General features: G+C 62.4%; 13 protein-coding genes. All 13 read right to left on the minus strand.

Translation table 11 applies throughout. The annotated features are described in order from the left end of the window. Nucleotides 1-3 precede the first annotated feature (3 nt). Nucleotides 4-843, minus strand: coding sequence for a 50S ribosomal protein L2 (gene rplB / locus AC0WR5_RS16570; RefSeq protein ID WP_475864781.1), 840 nt, complete (start codon nt 841-843; stop codon nt 4-6). A 344-nt stretch (nt 844-1187) separates the two neighbouring features. Next, the gene (locus AC0WR5_RS16575; protein ID WP_475864783.1) at nt 1188-1868 is read right to left on the minus strand and encodes a spermidine synthase; all 681 of its coding nucleotides are present in this window, start codon (nt 1866-1868) and stop codon (nt 1188-1190) included. Nucleotides 1869-1989: 121 nt separating this feature from the next. Next, nucleotides 1990-2286, minus strand: a complete 297-nt coding sequence (locus AC0WR5_RS16580; RefSeq protein ID WP_475864784.1) for a 50S ribosomal protein L23 — start codon at nt 2284-2286, stop codon at nt 1990-1992. After that, a complete protein-coding gene (rplD, locus tag AC0WR5_RS16585; RefSeq protein ID WP_475864785.1) occupies nt 2283-2900 on the minus strand; it encodes a 50S ribosomal protein L4 in 618 nt (205 codons plus the stop codon). The genes AC0WR5_RS16580 and rplD overlap by 4 nt, the downstream gene beginning before the upstream one ends. Next, nucleotides 2897-3739 (minus strand): 50S ribosomal protein L3, encoded by an 843-nt coding sequence (rplC, locus tag AC0WR5_RS16590; protein WP_475864787.1) that lies wholly within the window; start codon nt 3737-3739, stop codon nt 2897-2899. The genes rplD and rplC overlap by 4 nt, the downstream gene beginning before the upstream one ends. Before the next feature lie 15 nt (nt 3740-3754). After that, nucleotides 3755-4060 carry a 30S ribosomal protein S10 gene (gene rpsJ, locus AC0WR5_RS16595; RefSeq protein ID WP_010137465.1) on the minus strand — a complete coding sequence of 102 codons (306 nt, stop codon included), beginning with the start codon at nt 4058-4060 and terminating at the stop codon, nt 3755-3757. A 253-nt stretch (nt 4061-4313) separates the two neighbouring features. After that, nucleotides 4314-5489 carry an elongation factor Tu gene (gene tuf, locus AC0WR5_RS16600; RefSeq protein WP_475864789.1) on the minus strand — a complete coding sequence of 392 codons (1176 nt, stop codon included), beginning with the start codon at nt 5487-5489 and terminating at the stop codon, nt 4314-4316. A 90-nt stretch (nt 5490-5579) separates the two neighbouring features. Next, nucleotides 5580-7703 (minus strand): elongation factor G, encoded by a 2124-nt coding sequence (gene fusA / locus AC0WR5_RS16605; RefSeq protein ID WP_475864790.1) that lies wholly within the window; start codon nt 7701-7703, stop codon nt 5580-5582. 24 nt (nt 7704-7727) lie between these two features. Next, nucleotides 7728-8198 carry a 30S ribosomal protein S7 gene (gene rpsG, locus AC0WR5_RS16610; RefSeq protein ID WP_475864792.1) on the minus strand — a complete coding sequence of 157 codons (471 nt, stop codon included), beginning with the start codon at nt 8196-8198 and terminating at the stop codon, nt 7728-7730. Nucleotides 8199-8210: 12 nt separating this feature from the next. Continuing rightward, nucleotides 8211-8582: a 30S ribosomal protein S12 gene (rpsL, locus tag AC0WR5_RS16615; protein WP_097145475.1), complete on the minus strand. Its 372-nt coding sequence runs from the start codon at nt 8580-8582 to the stop codon at nt 8211-8213. A 562-nt stretch (nt 8583-9144) separates the two neighbouring features. Then, a complete protein-coding gene (locus AC0WR5_RS16620) occupies nt 9145-10050 on the minus strand; it encodes a DMT family transporter (RefSeq protein WP_475864793.1) in 906 nt (301 codons plus the stop codon). A gap of 127 nt (nt 10051-10177) precedes the next feature. Next, entirely contained in the window at nt 10178-14392 is a 4215-nt protein-coding gene (gene rpoC, locus AC0WR5_RS16625; protein WP_475864794.1) for a DNA-directed RNA polymerase subunit beta', read from the minus strand. Between the two features lie 83 nt (nt 14393-14475). After that, nucleotides 14476-18612 (minus strand): DNA-directed RNA polymerase subunit beta, encoded by a 4137-nt coding sequence (gene rpoB / locus AC0WR5_RS16630; protein ID WP_475864795.1) that lies wholly within the window; start codon nt 18610-18612, stop codon nt 14476-14478. Between the last annotated feature and the right edge of the window lies 1 nt (nt 18613).

An 18613-nucleotide genomic window follows, 5' to 3' on the forward strand; every position in this document is an offset into this window, starting at 1 on the left:
AGATTAGCGACCCTTCTTCTTCGCGTGACGGCTACGGATGATGTACTTGTCCGTTGCCTTGTTCTTGCGGGTTTTCGCACCCTTGGTGGGCTTACCCCAGGGGGTAACCGGGTGACGGCCACCAGAGGTACGGCCTTCACCACCGCCGTGCGGGTGGTCGATCGGGTTCATAACCACACCACGGACCGACGGACGGATGCCCTTGTGGCGCATACGACCGGCTTTACCGTAGTTCTGGTTCGAGTTGTCGGGGTTCGAGACGGCGCCGACGGTGGCCATGCATTCCTGACGGACCATGCGCAGCTCGCCCGAGGACAGGCGGATCTGTGCGTAGCCGCCATCACGACCGACGAACTGGGCGTAGGTGCCTGCAGCGCGTGCAATCTGGCCGCCCTTGCCGGGCTTCAGCTCGATGTTGTGGACGATCGTACCGATCGGCATCCCCGAGAAGGGCATGGAGTTGCCGGGCTTGATGTCGGCCTTCTGGGAGGAGACGACCTTGTCGCCCACTGCCAGACGCTGCGGTGCCAGGATATAGGCCTGTTCACCATCGACATACTGGATCAGCGCGATGAAGGCGGTGCGGTTCGGGTCATATTCGATCCGCATCACGACGCCTTCAACGTCGAATTTGTTACGTTTGAAGTCAACGATCCGGTAGAGGCGTTTCGCCCCGCCGCCGCGACGGCGCGAGGTGATCCGTCCGGTGTTGTTCCGGCCGCCCGATTTCGTCAGACCCTCGGTGAGGGCTTTGACGGGGCGTCCTTTCCACAGCTCCGAACGGTCGATCAGCACCAGCCCGCGCTGGCCCGGCGTCGTCGGTTTGTACGACTTAAGTGCCATGCTTTCTGTCTTCCGTTTAGCAAGCGCGACCCCAAAGCGAGGGCCGCTATGTATTGGGTACTTGCCGTGCAGGTCGGAATTGCCTGCAGCTGACACACTACCCTGTAGTATAGGGCCCCGAAGGTCCCCGGCGAACATATCCGAAGGCCCCGGAACGAATCCGGGGCCTTCGCGATTGGGGGCGTTTAGCAGGGATGACGGAGGGTGGCAAGAGGCCGGGACGGATCATGCCCTCATTGGGAGAGGAGCCCGCAGACCGACCCGCGTGCCGGCGCCCTGCCCTGCCGCACAGGCCTCACCCGTTGGCCCCGCCTGCAAGGCCCCGTGCGGGCGCGCAGAGGGGCCTAGGGGCCCTTGCGCACTGCCGTCCAGACCGTGTGTCGGGCGCCGCGCTTGCTACGCCCCGCTCGCACGCTCTCGACCTTGACGTCGAAGTTGGCGCGCGCCAGGCGCTTGGTGAAGGGCGCCGATGGATGAGCCGACCAGACCGCCAGCACGCCGCGCGGCGTCAACGCCCGATGCGTGGCCGCCAGGCCCGCCTCACTGTAGAGCGCATCGTTGGCGCCCCGGGTGAGGCCGTCGGGGCCATTGTCGACATCGAGCAGAATGGCATCGTAAACGCCCGCCTTAGCCGCGATCTCGGCCACCACGTCGCCGGTGCGGATCTCGACCCGGGGATCGGAGAGGCTGTCGCCAAAGACGCTTCCCATGTGCGCTGTGGCCCAGGTGATCAGCTCGGGCACCAGCTCGGAAATGACAAGGCGGGCATCGGCAGGCGCCTGGTCCTGAGCGGCACGGAGGGTGAAGCCCATGCCGAGGCCGCCGATGAGCACACGAGGCGCCGGACGACCAGCGATGCGGTCGAGGGCCAGGGTCGCCAGAGCAATTTCGGACCCGCCAAGGCGGCTGTTCATCAGTTCGTTGCCGTCCTGCAGGCGGATGGAATATTCCGTGCCGCGCCGGAAGAGACGCAGGGTGTCGCCCTCGGGCGCCTCGGCGCGGGCCAGTTCTTCCCAGGGGATCATTGAGGCATCCATTGCTGTGGCGGGCGACCGGCACGACCGGGCCCTTGGAACGGGAAAGGCCCCCCGCCTTGCGGCGAGGGGCCAGGTTCTTTCAGTGCCGGGACGAATCCCGCAACACGGATCAGAGGCCGGTGGAGACGTCGATCGTGTTGCCCTCTTCGAGGGTCACGTAGGCTTTCTTGACGTCTTTCCGCTTGCCGAGCTGGCCACGGAACCGCTTGACCTTGCCCTTGGTGATGGTCGTGTTGACCGACTTCACCTTGACATTGAAGAGAGCCTCGACGGCTTCCTTGATCTGCGGCTTGTTGGCATCGATCGACACTTCGAAGACCACTGCACCGGATTCCGATGCCATGGTTGCCTTCTCGGTGATGACCGGCTTGCGGATCACGTCGTAGTGTTCTGCTTTCGCGCTCATTTCAGACGGGCCTCCAGAGCTTCGACACCCGCCTTCGTGAGCACCAGGGTGTCACGCTTCAGGATGTCATAAACGTTGGCACCCATCGAGGGCAGAACGTCCAGGCCGTCGATGTTGGCGGCGGCGCGGGCGAAACCTTCATTGACGGTGGCACCGTCGATGATCAGGGCGCGTTTCCAGCCGAGGTTTGCAACCTGCTTGGCCAGGATCGAAGTTTTGCCTTCGGCTTCCGCGTTCTCGATGATGACCAGCGAGCCGGCCTTTGCCTTGGCAGACAGAGCATGCTTCAGGCCGAGTTTGCGGAACTTCTTGGGCAGGTCATGCCCGTGGCTGCGGGGCGTCGGGCCCTTGTAGATACCACCCTTGCGGAAGATCGGCGCCTTGCGGGAGCCGTGGCGTGCGCCGCCGGTGCCCTTCTGGCGATAGATCTTCTTGGTCGAGTAGCTGACTTCCGACTTGGTCAGGACCTTGTGGGTACCTGCCTGAGCCTTGTTGCGCTGCCAGCGGACAACGCGGTGCAGGATGTCTGCACGCGGCTCCAGGCCGAAGATCTCGTCGCCGAGATCGACGGAACCGGCTGCGGAGCCGTCCAGATTGATCACGTCGAGTTTCATTCTTCGCCTTCCTTCTTGTCAGCTTCGATCGAAGCTTCAGCTTCTTTCAGAGCGGCTTCTTCAGCGGCGGCGGCTTCTGCGGCGGCTGCCTCTTCGGCGGCCTTGGCTTCGGCTTCTGCAGCGGCAGCGGCTTCGGCAGCGGCTTTCGCAGCTTCTTCAGCGGCGGATTTCAGGGCAGCCGGCAGAATGGCGTTCTCGGGGAACGGCTTCTTGACGGCATCCTTGACGGTTACCCAGCCACCCTTGGAGCCGGGAACGGCGCCCTTGATGAAGACCAGACCACGGTCGGCGTCGGTTTTGACGACCTGGAGGTTCTGGGTGGTCACACGGACGGCACCCATGTGGCCGGCCATCTTCTTGCCCTTGAAGACCTTGCCCGGATCCTGACACTGACCGGTCGAACCATGCGAACGGTGAGAGATCGAGACGCCGTGCGAGGCACGCAGACCGCCGAAGTTGTGACGCTTCATGCCACCCGCGAAACCCTTACCGATCGAGGTGCCGGACACGTCGACGTACTGGCCTTCGAAGTAGTGGTCTGCGGTGATTTCTTCGCCAACACCGATCAGGTTTTCGGGGTCGACGCGGAATTCTGCAACCTTGCGCTTGGGTTCGACGTTGGCGGCAGCGAAGTGACCACGCATGGCTTGCGAGGTACGCTTGGCCTTGGCCGTGCCGGCGCCGAGCTGAACTGCGGTGTAGCCGTGGGCGTCAGCGGTGCGCTGAGCCACGACCTGCAGCTTGTCGAGTTGCAGGACGGTGACGGGGATTTGCTTCCCGTCTTCCATGAAAAGCCGGGTCATGCCGACTTTCTTTGCGATGATACCGGAACGCAGCATATTCAGTTGCCTCCCTTACACCTTGATCTCGACATCCACGCCGGCGGCGAGGTCGAGCTTCATCAGCGCGTCCACCGTCTGCGGGGTCGGATCCACGATGTCGAGCAGACGCTTGTGCGTGCGGATCTCGAACTGATCGCGGGATTTCTTGTCGACGTGAGGGCCACGGAGAACCGTGAACTTCTCGATCTTGTTGGGCAGCGGGATCGGGCCACGGACGGTTGCGCCGGTGCGCTTTGCCGTGTTCAGGATTTCCTGCGTGCTGGAATCCAGGACGCGGTAATCGAATGCCTTCAGCCGAATGCGAATGGTTTGGCTCATTTTGTCAGCCTTTCGCGGCGTTGGAGTTGATAGGACGAGCAGGGATCAGCCCTGCCCCTCGTCGAACCCACGCGGCGGACCCTGCAAAACAGGGCAACCCGCCGTTTGGAATTGGCGCGGCATAATCACTTCCGGACAGGCTGTCCAGAGGGAATTACACCTTTCGGTGGCGATAAGAGATACGGCGGGGTTTCCCCCGCCGTTTCCTATCGATTGCGTCAGCTGCGGGGGTGTCCCTCAGCCTGCGCGATCATCACTCGATGATCTTGGAGACAACGCCCGAACCAACGGTCCGGCCGCCTTCACGGATAGCGAAGCGCAGCTTCTCTTCCATGGCGATCGGAGCGATCAGCTCGACGGTGAACTTCAGGTTGTCGCCGGGCATCACCATCTCGGTGCCGTCGGGCAGCTGAACCGTGCCGGTCACGTCCGTCGTGCGGAAGTAGAACTGCGGGCGGTAGTTCGCGAAGAACGGCGTGTGACGGCCACCTTCTTCCTTGGTCAGGATGTAGGCTTCGGCTTCGAACTTGGTGTGCGGCTTGACCGAACCCGGCTTGCAGAGAACCTGGCCACGCTCGACGCCTTCACGGTCGATACCGCGCAGCAGGGCGCCGATGTTGTCGCCGGCTTCACCGCGGTCCAGCAGCTTGCGGAACATTTCAACGCCCGTGCAGGTCGTCTTCTTGGTGTCCTTGATGCCGACGATTTCAAGTTCGTCGCCGACGTTCACGACACCACGTTCCACGCGGCCGGTCACAACCGTACCACGGCCCGAGATCGAGAACACGTCTTCGATCGGCATCAGGAAGGGCTGGTCAACGGCACGTGCAGGCTGCGGGATGTAGGCATCCACGGCGGCCATCAGTTCCTTGATCTTCTCTTCGCCGATTTCCGGGTCACGGCCTTCCAGTGCGGCCAGGGCCGAACCTGCGATGACGGGGATGTCGTCGCCGGGGAAGTCGTAAGCCGACAGCAGTTCGCGGATTTCCATCTCGACGAGCTCGAGCAGCTCTTCGTCGTCGACCTGGTCAACCTTGTTCATGAACACGACCATGGCGGGAATACCCACCTGGCGGCCCAGCAGGATGTGCTCGCGCGTCTGCGGCATCGGGCCGTCAGCTGCGTTCACAACCAGGATCGCGCCGTCCATCTGCGCAGCACCGGTGATCATGTTCTTCACGTAGTCGGCGTGGCCAGGGCAGTCGACGTGCGCGTAGTGACGGGCTTCCGTCTCGTATTCAACGTGCGCGGTCGAGATCGTGATCCCGCGGGCCTTTTCTTCCGGCGCGCCGTCGATCTGGTCGTAGGCCTTGAAATCACCGAAGTATTTCGTGATCGCAGCCGTCAGCGTCGTCTTGCCGTGGTCAACGTGACCGATCGTACCGATGTTGCAGTGCGGTTTGCCGCGCTCAAACTTTTCCTTACCCATGGTAGGACTCCTTGTTCGTTCTGGCGGTGCGTGCCGTGCACGCACCCTACGGGGTGGTGTAGGGTGCGGGGGAAGTCCCCGCACCGCTGCTTATGCGTATTTCGCCTGGATCTCTTCCGAGATGTTCTGCGGAACCGGGTCGTAGTGGTCGAACTGCATCGTGAACTGCGCGCGACCCGAGGACATGGAGCGCAGGGTGTTGATGTAGCCGAACATGTTGGCCAGCGGGACAAAGGCAGCGATGGCAACAGCGTTGCCGCGCGGCTCCTGACCCGAGACCTGCCCACGACGGGAGGTCAGGTCGCCGATGATGCCGCCGGTGTATTCTTCCGGGGTGACAACTTCGACCTTCATCATCGGTTCCAGCAGCTTGGCGCCGGCCTTCCGCATCCCTTCACGCATGCACATACGTGCGGCGATTTCGAAGGCGAGGACCGAGGAGTCGACGTCGTGGAACTTACCGTCGATCAGCGCGACCTTGAAGTCGATGACCGGGAAGCCTGCCAGCGGACCGGAGTCCATGACCGACTTGATGCCCTTTTCAACGCCGGGGATGTATTCCTTGGGAACGGAACCACCAACGATCTTGGACTCGAAGGAATAGCCTTCGCCCGGCTCGGTCGGAGTGATGACCAGCTTGACCTCTGCGAACTGACCCGAACCACCCGACTGCTTCTTGTGGGTGTAGGAGTGCTCGACCTCGTGACCGATGGTCTCGCGGTAGGCAACCTGCGGGGCGCCGATGTTGGCTTCGACCTTGAATTCGCGCTTCAGGCGGTCGACCAGGATGTCCAGGTGAAGTTCGCCCATGCCCTTCATGATGGTCTGACCGGACTCGAGGTCGGTCTCGACGCGGAAGGAGGGGTCTTCTGCCGCCAGGCGCTGCAGGCCGGCGGACATCTTTTCCTGGTCGTTCTTGGTCTTCGGCTCGACGGCAATCTCGATCACCGGATCGGGGAAGGTCATCGTTTCGAGAACAACGGGGGCGTTCTGGGCGCAGAGGGTATCACCGGTGGTGGTCTCTTTCAGACCGGCCAGCGCGATGATGTCACCTGCGAATGCCTCGTCGATCTCTTCGCGATCGTTCGAGTGCATCATCATCATACGACCGACGCGCTCTTTCTTGCCCTTGGTGGAGTTCAGGATCGAGTCTCCCTTCTTCATCACACCAGAGTAGATGCGGGTGAAGGTCAGGGAACCCACGAACGGGTCGTTCATGATCTTGAATGCCAGGCCGGAGAGCGGCTCTTCGTCCGATGCGTGACGGGCGATGTTACGCTCTTCGGTCTCGTCGTCCGGCGAGAAGCCCATGTAGGGCGGCACGTCGAGCGGACCGGGCAGGAAGTCGATGACGGCGTTCAGCAGGGGCTGCACGCCCTTGTTCTTGAACGCGGAGCCGCCGAGAACCGGAACGAAGGACAGCGACAGGGTGCCCTTGCGGATCAGGCTGCGCAGCGTGGGAACGTCAGGCTCTTCGCCTTCCAGGTACGCTTCCATGGCCGCGTCGTCCATTTCGACGGCGTTCTCGATCATGTTGGCGCGCCATTCTTCGGCGAGATCCTTGAGTTCTTCACGGATCGGCTGACGGACCCAGCCTGCGCCGAGGTCGTCGCCCTTCCAGACCCACTCTTCCATGGTGATCAGGTCAATGGTGCCTTCCAGCTGATCCTCTGCACCGATCGGCATGCCGACGGGAACGGGGGTTGCGCCGGTGCGGTCCTTGATCATCTTCACGCAGTTGAAGAAGTCTGCGCCGATCTTGTCCATCTTGTTGACGAACACGATCCGCGGAACCTTGTAGCGGTCGGCCTGACGCCACACGGTTTCGGTCTGGGGTTCGACGCCGGCGTTACCGTCCAGAAGGCAGACAGCACCGTCAAGCACGGCCAGGGAACGTTCAACTTCGATGGTGAAGTCGACGTGACCGGGGGTGTCGATGATGTTGAAGCGGAACTTCGTGTCATCGGTACCCTCGGGGGTCGGATCTTCCTGCCACTGCCAGAAGGTCGTGGTGGCAGCCGAGGTGATCGTGATCCCGCGTTCCTGTTCCTGCTCCATCCAGTCCATGGTGGCGGCGCCATCGTGGACCTCACCAATTTTGTGGGAGCGGCCGGTGTAGTAGAGAATACGCTCGGTCGTGGTGGTCTTGCCGGCATCGATGTGAGCCATGATGCCGAAGTTACGGTAACGAGTGAGCGGGTATGCGCGTGCCATTTTGGGCCTCTGCCTTTCCGGAGTTTACCAGCGGTAGTGGCTGAACGCTTTGTTCGCGTCGGCCATCTTGTGCGTGTCTTCGCGTTTCTTAACGGCTGCACCACGGGAGTTGACGGCGTCGAGCAGTTCGCCTGCCAGGCGCTCTTCCATGGTGTTTTCGTTACGGGCGCGCGACGCTGTGATCAGCCAGCGGATGGCCAGAGCTTCGCGGCGCTCGGGGCGCACTTCGACGGGCACTTGGTAGGTGGCACCACCCACACGGCGCGAACGGACTTCGACCGAGGGTTTGATGTTGTCGAGCGCTTCGTGGAAGATTTCCACGGGGGCACGTTTGACTTTCGACTCAACGCGGTCGAGCGCGTTGTAGACGATCTTTTCCGCGACCGACTTTTTGCCGTCGATCATCAGGTTGTTCATGAACTTGGTCAGAACCCGGTCACCATATTTGGCGTCGGGCAGGATTTCGCGCTTCTCTGCGGCGTGACGACGAGACATCTGTTGATCCTCTTACTTCGGACGCTTCGCGCCGTATTTCGAACGGCGTTGCTTACGATCTTTGACGCCATGGGTATCCAGCACACCGCGGAGGATGTGGTAACGGACACCCGGAAGGTCTTTCACCCGGCCGCCGCGGATGAGCACGACGGAGTGCTCTTGCAGGTTGTGGGATTCACCGGGGATGTACGAGATGACCTCGTAGCCGTTGGTCAGGCGAACCTTCGCAACTTTCCGCATAGCGGAGTTCGGTTTTTTCGGGGTCGTGGTGTACACGCGGGTGCAAACGCCACGCTTCTGCGGGCATTGCTCCAGGTGCATCGACTTCGAGCGTTTTACTTTGGGCTGCCGCGGCTTGCGGATCAGCTGCTGGATCGTAGGCATAGGGTTACTTTCCCGTCTCTAACACATGTGCTGCATGAGGGGCCGTCTCCCCATGCGGATTTCCTTCCAATGGTCACTGGCGCGTCCGCCGGGACCGGGTTCCTTACGGCACTTTCGCACCGCGATTCCTTTGCGGCGCCTCGGCCCCGCGCATTTTCCGCTGCGAGGCATGTCACATGCGCGCAACGTAAAAAACCGCATCCGTCCCCTCGTACACGGAGAACGACGCGGTGGGTTTTCCAGAGGATCGGGGCTCTCGCCCGGATCTTGACCACTTCAAACCTGGAAGGCAAAGGGGCGGCCCCCTCGCCTGATTGGGGCGCGTATAGGGGGAGTCGGAGAGGTTGTCAACAAGAGCTGAACGGAGCGGGCGTCTCTCGCCCTGGCTCATGCCCGGTTCCGCCGCACTCCGGCGGGCCCTCTGCCTGTGTGGCCGATGGCACGCCCTAGCCCGCTTCGCGACCGGAGGTCAAGGCCATGGCGGGCAATCAGGTGGCAATCTCCTGCCGCGCCCCGCCCTGCCGCCCCCTGCCCCGCGACGCACCCACGTCAGGACGCAGCGTCAGATGTGGTCCTCGGGGATCCCCGTTTCCGCACGCCGGGCGATCACGGGGGACACCCTGTGCTCGCGGTAGAGCATGAAGAGGCCCGATCCCACGATAATGGCCGAGCCGAGGAGCGTCATCAGGCTTGGCCACTCGCCAAAGAAGACCAGCCCCAGGAGAAGCGCCCAGAGCAGGGAGGAGTAGCGGAAGGGCGACACGAAGGCGACCTCACCCAGGCGCATCGCCTGGATCGTGGTGATGTAGGAACCGAGCACGAAGGCCGAGCAGAAGAGGATCGCCACGATCGAGCGCCCCGTCATGGGCACCCAGGGTTCCTGTAGCGCGAGGATGAGGAAGAAGACCAGCACGAAGACCGAGGTGAAGGCCGTGACGGTGAGCGCCGGCGCCTCCGGCGAGAGCTTGCGGGTGGCGAGATCGCGGATGGTGATGAAGATCACCGCAGTGAGCGTGTAGAGCGTGAAGGTGTTGAACCCCTCCGTCCCGGGTCGCACGATCAGCAATACCCCCAGGAAGCCCGCGAGAATGGCCAGCAGGCGGCGCCAGCCGACCTTCTCGCCCATGAAGAGCGCCGCGGCGAGGGTGACCACCAGCGGCGCCGATTGCAGGATGGCGACCACGTTGGCGAAGGGGAGCGCGATCAGGCCCATGAGGTAGAAGTAGGCCGACCCGACCTCTCCGATGCCACGGATGACCGACAACCCGAGGTCCCGCCGCGACAGGCGCAAGGCCCGTCCACCGCGCAGCAGCGCGAAGAAGAGTGCCAGGGTTGTGACGCTGTTGCGGACCACCACGATCTGCGCAAGCGGCAGGCCAAGGGCCACCATCTTGATCAGCCCGTCGTTGAGCGCCAGCAGCGCGAGCGCCAGGACCATGAGCGCCGCGGCGCGGATATTGTCGCTCATCCTTGTGGAGCCTTTTCAAGACCGTGGCCGGCCCCGTGCCGACCTGCGGCCTTTGCCATTGCCGCGGCCAAAAGAAAAGGCCCCCTTGCGGGGGCCCTTCCGAAAGTTTCGCGGTGCGATCAGGCGATCATTCGCCGGCTTCGGGCGTCTCTGCCATGGTATCGGCCGAGGGCGCGGCCAGGGCAGCAGCCTGGGCGGCCTCGTCGCGGCGGGCGTCCAGCACGACATTGTCGCGGTCCGTCGCGATGCGACGCACCTTCTGGGTGGCGCCACCGGTACCGGCGGGGATCAGACGACCCACGATCACGTTTTCCTTCAGGCCGACCAGCTTGTCGCGCTTGCCCTGCACCGATGCCTCGGTGAGAACCCGCGTGGTTTCCTGGAACGAGGCGGCAGAGATGAAGGAACGCGTCTGCAGCGAGGCCTTCGTGATCCCGAGCAGGATCGGTTGGCCGGTTGCAGGGCGCAGGCCCTTGGCTTCTGCCTTCTCGTTGGCCTGATCGAACTCGATCTTGTCGACGTGTTCGCCCTTGAGCAGGGTCGTCTGACCGCTGTCGAGGATCTCCCACTTCTGCAGCATCTGGCGAACGATGACCTCGACGTGCTTGTCGTTGATCTTCACGCCCTGCAGGCGATAGACGTCCTGAACCTCGTCGATCATGTAGTTCGCCAGCGCTTCGACACCCATGATGGCAAGGATGTCATGCGGCGCCGGGTTGCCGTCCATGATGTAGTCGCCCTTCTGAACGTAGTCGCCCTCGGTGACCGGGATGTGCTTGCCCTTGGGCACCATGTATTCCACGGGCTCCATGCTCTCGTCCGACGGTTCGATCGTGATGCGACGCTTGTTCTTGTAGTCGCGACCGAAGCGGACATAGCCGTCGATCTCGGCGATGATGGCGTGGTCCTTGGGACGACGCGCCTCGAAGAGTTCGGCCACACGCGGCAGACCACCGGTAATGTCCTTCGTCTTCGCGCCTTCGCGCGGGATACGCGCGACGACGTCACCGGCCTGGATCTCCTGACCGTCTTCGACGGAGAGGATGGCATCCACGGACATCGGGTAGGTCACCGGGTTGCCCGCATCGTTGCGGACCGGCTCGCCATCGGTGTCGACGATGATGATCTCGGGCTTGAGCTCGTTGCCCTTGGGAGCAGCGCGCCAGTCCATCACGATCTTCTGCGTCATGCCGGTGGCATCGTCGGTCTCGTCGCGAACGGCGATACCCGACACCAGGTCGACATAGCGGGCGGTACCGGCCTTCTCGGCGATGATCGGCAGGGTGTAGGGGTCCCATTCGAACAGCTTGGTGCCGCGCGTGATCTTCTCGCCATCCTTGACGAAGAGCTTGGTACCGTAGCCCAGCTTGTGGCTGGCACGTTCCTCGCCGTGCTCATCGAGGATCCGGAGCTTCATGTTCCGGCCCATGATGAGCGTTTCGCCGTTGGCGTTGTCGAGCAGGCTCGCGTTCTCGAAGGAGACGATACCGTCGGTCGAGGACTCGAGGAAGGACTGCTGACCACCCTGCGCAACGCCGCCGATGTGGAAGGTCCGCATCGTCAGCTGAGTACCGGGTTCACCGATCGACTGGGCCGCGATGATACCCACGGCTTCGCCCTGGTTGACCATCGTGCCGCGTGCAAGGTCGCGACCGTAGCACATGGCGCAGACACCGTCATCCGCCTCACAGGTGAGGGGCGAACGGATGCGCATGGACTGGACGCCGGCGTCCTGAACCGCATCGGCCAGGCGCTCGTCGATGAGCTGGCCCTTCTTGACAACGATCTCGTCAGTACCCGGACGCAGCACGTCGTCGGCCGCCACACGGCCCAGGATACGCTCGCCGATGGTCGCCACGACCTCGCCGTCGTTGACTGCGTTGCCGACGGTGATGGCGCGCTCGGTGCCGCAGTCATGCTCGCGCACGATGCAGTCCTGGGCGACGTCCACCAGACGACGGGTCAGGTAACCCGAGTTTGCCGTCTTCAGGGCGGTATCCGACAGACCCTTACGGGCGCCGTGGGTCGAGTTGAAGTACTCGAGAACGGTCAGGCCTTCCTTGAAGTTCGAGATGATCGGCGTCTCGATGATGTCGCCGTTCGGCTTGGCCATCAGGCCGCGCATCCCGCCGAGCTGCTTCATCTGGGTGACCGAGCCCCGGGCACCGGAGTGGGCCATCATGTAGACCGAGTTGATCTCGCCCTCGGAGCCGTCCTCGTTGCGGGGGATGGCCGAGATGGTCGACATCATGGCTTCGGTGACCTTGTCGTTGCACTTCGACCAGGCATCGACAACCTTGTTGTACTTTTCGCCCTGGGTGATCAGGCCGTCCATGTACTGCTGTTCGAAATCCTTCACCTGGTCGCGCGTTTCCTCGACGATCTCCCACTTGTTGTCGGGGATGACCATGTCGTCCTTGCCGAAGGAAATGCCGGCCTTGAAGGCTTCGCGGAAGCCCATGCGCATGATCTGGTCACAGAAGATGACCGATTCCTTCTGACCGCAGTAACGGTAGACGGTATCGATGACCTGCTGGATGTCGCGTTTCCGCAGCAGACGGTTGACCAGTTCGAAGGGCGCCTTTGCGTTCTGCGGCAGCAGCGCACCGAGGCGGACACGACCGGGGGTCGTCTCGAACCGGGTGACGATCTCGTTGCCTTCCTCGTCGATCTGGGGAACGCGTGCGATGACCTTGGCGTGCAGGTGCACGGCGCCGGTATCAAGCGCGTACTGGACCTCCTCGATGTTCGAGAAGACCATGCCCTCGCCCTTCATGCCGTCACGGGCGATCGAGGTGTAGTAGAGACCCAGGACCATATCCTGCGACGGAACGATGATCGGCGCGCCGTTGGCGGGCGACAGAACGTTGTTCGTCGACATCATCAGGACGCGGGCTTCCAGCTGGGCTTCCAGCGACAGCGGAACGTGGACGGCCATCTGGTCACCGTCGAAGTCAGCGTTGAATGCCGAGCAGACGAGCGGGTGCAGCTGGATCGCCTTGCCTTCGATCAGCGTGGGTTCGAACGCCTGGATGCCAAGACGGTGCAGCGTGGGCGCGCGGTTCAGCAGAACCGGGTGCTCGCGAATGACCTCGTCGAGGATGTCCCAGACTTCCGGACGCTCTTTTTCGACCAGCTTCTTCGCCTGCTTCACGGTGCTGGACAGGCCCTTGGCCTCCAGGCGCGAGTAGATGAAGGGCTTGAAGAGTTCGAGCGCCATCTTCTTCGGCAGGCCGCACTGGTGCAGCTTCAGCTCCGGCCCGGTCACGATGACCGAACGGCCGGAGAAGTCGACGCGCTTGCCCAGAAGGTTCTGACGGAAACGACCGTGCTTGCCCTTCAGCATGTCGGACAGCGACTTCAGCGGACGCTTGTTGGCGCCGGTGATGACCCGGCCGCGACGGCCGTTGTCGAAGAGGGCATCCACGGATTCCTGCAGCATCCGCTTTTCGTTGCGCACGATGATGTCGGGCGCACGAAGGTCGATCAGACGCTTCAGACGGTTGTTCCGGTTGATCACGCGGCGGTACAGGTCGTTGAGGTCGGAGGTCGCGAAGCGGCCACCGTCCAGCGGCACCAGCGGGCGCAGTTCGGGCGGAATGACCGGGATCACGGTCATGATCATCCACTCGGGGCGGTTGCCCGACTCGAGGAAGGATTCAACGACCTTCAGGCGCTTGATGATCTTCTTGGGCTTCAGTTCACCAGTCGCCTCGGCCAGGTCGGCACGCAGGTTCTCGGCTTCGGATTCCAGGTCGATCTGGGCCAGCATGTCGCGGATAGCTTCGGCACCGATGTTCGCCGTGAAGGCGTCCATGCCGTAGGTATCCTGCGCATCCATGAACTCTTCTTCGGTCAGCATCTGGCCGTATTGCAGGTCGGTCAGACCGGGCTCGATGACGACGTAGTTTTCGAAGTAGAGAACGCGTTCCAGATCACGCAGCGTCATGTCCAGCATCAGGCCGATGCGGGACGGCAGCGATTTCAGGAACCAGATGTGCGCCACGGGTGCGGCCAGCTCGATGTGGCCCATGCGCTCGCGACGGACCTTTTGCAGCGTGACTTCTACGCCGCACTTTTCGCAGACGACGCCGCGATATTTCATCCGCTTGTACTTGCCGCAGAGGCACTCGTAGTCCTTGATCGGGCCAAAGATACGCGCGCAGAACAGGCCATCCCGCTCCGGCTTGTAGGTACGGTAGTTGATGGTTTCCGGCTTTTTGATCTCGCCGTAGGACCACGAGAGGATCCGTTCCGGCGACGCCAGCGAAACCTTGATCTCGTCAAAGACCTTGGGCGGCGTCAGCGGGTTGAACGGGTTGTTCGTCAGTTCCTGGTTCATGTCTTTTTCCTCGATGAGGGAGCGTTGGGAGAGGGAGAAGCGGGGACAGGGTGCGCGGTGTCACGCACCCTGTCTGGATCCGCTTATTCCTCGTCCTCGGCGTCCAGGAGTTCCATGTTCAGGCCGAGGCCGCGGACTTCCTTCACCAGAACGTTGAAGGATTCGGGCACACCGGCCTCGAAGTTGTCCTCGCCCTTGACGATGCTTTCGTAGACCTTGGTCCGGCCGGCGACGTCATCCGACTTCACGGTCAGCATTTCCTGCAGCGTGTAAGCGGCGCCGTAAGCTTCCAGAGCCCAGACTTCCATCTCACCGAAGCGCTGACCACCGAACTGTGCCTTACCACCCAGCGGCTGCTGCGTGACAAGGGAGTACGGACCGGTCGAACGCGCGTGGATCTTGTCGTCGACCAGGTGGTGCAGTTTCAGCATGTACTTCATGCCGACGGTGACAGGGCGGCTGAACTGTTCGCCGGTGCGGCCGTCGAAGAGGATCGACTGACCGGAGGTGTCGAAACCAGCGCGCGTCAGACGCTCGTTGATGTCTTCCTCCTTGGCACCATCGAAGACCGGGGTCGCGATCGGCACGCCACGGGTGACGTTGCTGGCCGCTTCGATCAGGTGCGCTTCGTCCATGCCTTCGATGCCTTCTTCGTAGACATCGTCGCCATAGGCCAGGCGCATCGCTTCGCGAACCGGGGTCAGGTCACCCGAACGACGGTAGTCCTGCAGGGCGTCGTCGATCTTAAGACCGAGACCACGGCAGGCCCAGCCCGTGTGGGTCTCGAGGATCTGACCGACGTTCATACGCGACGGCACACCCAGCGGGTTGAGGCAGAAGTCGACCGGCGTACCGTCTGCGAGGAACGGCATGTCCTCCATCGGCACGACGCGCGACACGACACCCTTGTTCCCGTGACGACCGGCCATCTTGTCGCCCGGCTGCAGCTTGCGCTTCACGGCGATGAAGACCTTGACCATCTTCATCACGCCCGGCGGCAGATCGTCGCCACGACGGACCTTCTCGACCTTGTCCTCGAAACGGGCATCCAGGGCGCGCTTCTGCACCTCGTACTGCTCGTTCAGGGCCTCGACGATCTGGGCTTCCTTGTCGTCTTCCAGGGCGAGCTGCCACCACTGACCGCGGGACAGGGTGCCCAGCAGTTCTTCGGTGATCTCGGACCCGGCCTTGACGCCCTTGGGACCCTTCACCGCCACCTTGCCCAGGATCATGTCCTTCAGGCGGGCGTAGATGTTGCGGTCGAGAATGGCCAGCTCGTCGTCGCGGTCGCGCGACAGGCGCTCGACTTCCTCGCGTTCGATCTGCAGGGCACGCTCGTCCTTTTCAACGCCGTGGCGGTTGAAGACGCGGACTTCCACGACGGTACCGTAGTCGCCGGGTTTGACGCGCAGCGAGGTGTCACGGACGTCGGAGGCCTTTTCACCGAAGATGGCACGGAGGAGCTTCTCTTCCGGCGTCATCGGGCTTTCGCCCTTCGGAGTGATCTTGCCAACCAGGATGTCGCCCGGCTCCACGTCTGCACCGATGTAGACGATGCCCGCTTCGTCGAGGTTGCGCAGGGCTTCCTCGCCGACGTTCGGGATGTCGCGGGTGATCTCTTCCGGCCCGAGCTTGGTATCACGGGCAGCGACTTCGAATTCCTCGATGTGGATCGAGGTATAGACGTCGTCACGCGCGATGCGCTCGGAGATCAGGATCGAGTCTTCGTAGTTGTAGCCATTCCAGGGCATGAAGGCGACGATGATGTTCTTGCCCAGGGCCAGTTCGCCCATGTCGGTAGACGGACCGTCGGCAATCACTTCGCCCTTCTCGACCAGGTCGCCAACCTTCACCAGAGGTTTCTGGTTGATCGTGGTGTTCTGGTTCGAGCGCTGGAACTTGCGCAGGCGGTAGATATCGACGCCCGCGTCACCCAGCTCGAGGTCCTCGGTGGCCCGGATCACGATACGCTGGGCATCGACCTGGTCGATGATCCCGGCGCGGCGCGCCTGAATGGCAGCGCCGGAGTCGATGGCAACCTTGCCCTCGATGCCGGTACCGACCAGCGGCGCCTCTGCACGAAGCAGCGGCACGGCCTGACGTTGCATGTTCGCACCCATGAGGGCGCGGTTGGCGTCGTCGTTTTCCAGGTAGGGAATGAGCGAGGCACCCACCGAAACCAGCTGTTTCGGCGACACGTCGATCAGATCAACTGCCTCGGTCGGGGTCAGCGTATATTCACCGGCCTGACGGGTGTTGACCATTTCGTTGGTGAAACGGCCTTCCTCGTCCAGCGATGCGTTGGCCTGAGCCACCACGTGACGCTGTTCCTCGGTTGCGGACATGTAGTGCACCTCGTCGGTGACCTGCTTGTCCTTGACCGTGCGATAGGGGGTCTCGATGAAGCCGTACTTGTTCACGCGGGCAAAGGTGGCCAGCGAGTTGATCAGACCGATGTTCGGACCTTCCGGCGTTTCAATCGGGCACATCCGGCCGTAGTGCGTAGCGTGAACGTCGCGCACTTCGAAGCCTGCGCGTTCGCGGGTCAGACCGCCCGGCCCGAGGGCCGACAGGCGACGCTTGTGCGTCACTTCGGACAGCGGATTGGTCTGGTCCATGAACTGCGACAGCTGCGAGGAGCCGAAGAATTCACGCACGGCAGCTGCAGCCGGCTTGGCGTTGATCAGGTCCTGCGGCATGACCGTGTCGATCTCGACGGAAGACATGCGCTCCTTGATCGCGCGCTCCATGCGGAGCAGCCCGACACGGTACTGGTTTTCCATCAGTTCGCCGACCGACCGCACACGACGGTTGCCGAGGTGGTCGATGTCATCGATTTCACCCTTGCCGTCGCGCAGTTCGACCAGGGCCTTGATGCACTGGACGATGTCTTCGCGATCGAGGGTCCGCTGGGTGTCGGGCTTTTCGAGGGCCAGACGCATGTTCATCTTGACGCGACCAACGGCCGAGAGGTCGTAGCGCTCGCTGTCGAAGAACAGGGTGTCGAAGAGCGAGGACGCGGCTTCGACGGTCGGCGGCTCGCCGGGGCGCATCACGCGATAGATGTCCATGAGCGCGGTATCGCGGCCCATGTTCTTGTCCATCGCCATGGTGTTGCGCATGTAGGGACCGACATTGATGTTGTCGATGTCCAGAACGGGGATCTCGGTGATGCCGGCTTCCAGCAGCTCCTGCAGGGTACCGCCAGTGATCTCGCCTTCCTTGTCGTACTCGAGGGTCAGCTCATCGCCGGCCTCGACATAGATGGCGCCGTTGTCCTCGTTGATGATGTCCTTGGCCACGAACTTGCCGACGATACGGTCGAAGGGCACCAGCAGGTTCTTCACCGTGCCTTCATCGATCAGCTTCTTGACTGCGCGCGGAGTGACCTTCTTGCCGGCTTCGGCAATGATCTCGCCGCTGTCGGCATCCACGAGGTCGTAGGTCGGACGGGTCCCGCGGACGCGTTCCGGGAAGAACTTCGTCACCCAGCCCTGGCCCTTGCGATAGGTGTAGTTCACCGTCTCGTAGTAGGCGTCCATGATCGCTTCCTGGTCCAGCCCGAGAGCATAGAGCAGGGTCGTGACCGGCAGTTTGCGGCGACGGTCGATACGCGCGAAAACGATATCCTTGGCGTCGAATTCGAAGTCGAGCCAGGAGCCGCGATAAGGAATGATGCGGCAGGCGAAGAGCAGCTTGCCCGAGGAGTGCGTCTTGCCCTTGTCGTGGTCAAAGAACACGCCCGGCGAACGGTGCATCTGGGACACGATGACACGTTCGGTGCCGTTCACGATGAACGTACCGTTGGGGGTCATCAGGGGCATGTCGCCCATGAAGACGTCCTGTTCCTTGATGTCCTTGACCGACTTGGCGCCGGTATCCTCGTCGATATCGAACACGATGAGGCGCAGGGTGACCTTAAGCGGCGCGCTATAAGTCATGTCGCGCTGCATGCATTCGTCGACGTCGTACTTGGGCTTTTCCAGCTCGTACTTGACGAACTCGAGAACTGCGGTCTCGTTGAAATCCTTGATCGGGAAGACCGACTGGAAGACGCCCATGATACCTTCGCCATCGGTAGGCTGCGGTGCGTCGCCGGATTTCAGGAAGAGTTCGTAAGAGCTTTTCTGAACCTCGATGAGGTTCGGCATTTCGAGAACTTCGCGAATCTTGCCGTAGTATTTGCGAAGACGTTTCTGACCGAGGAAGGTCTGAGCCATG

This window comes from Pseudooceanicola sp. DL12, assembly GCF_056270665.1.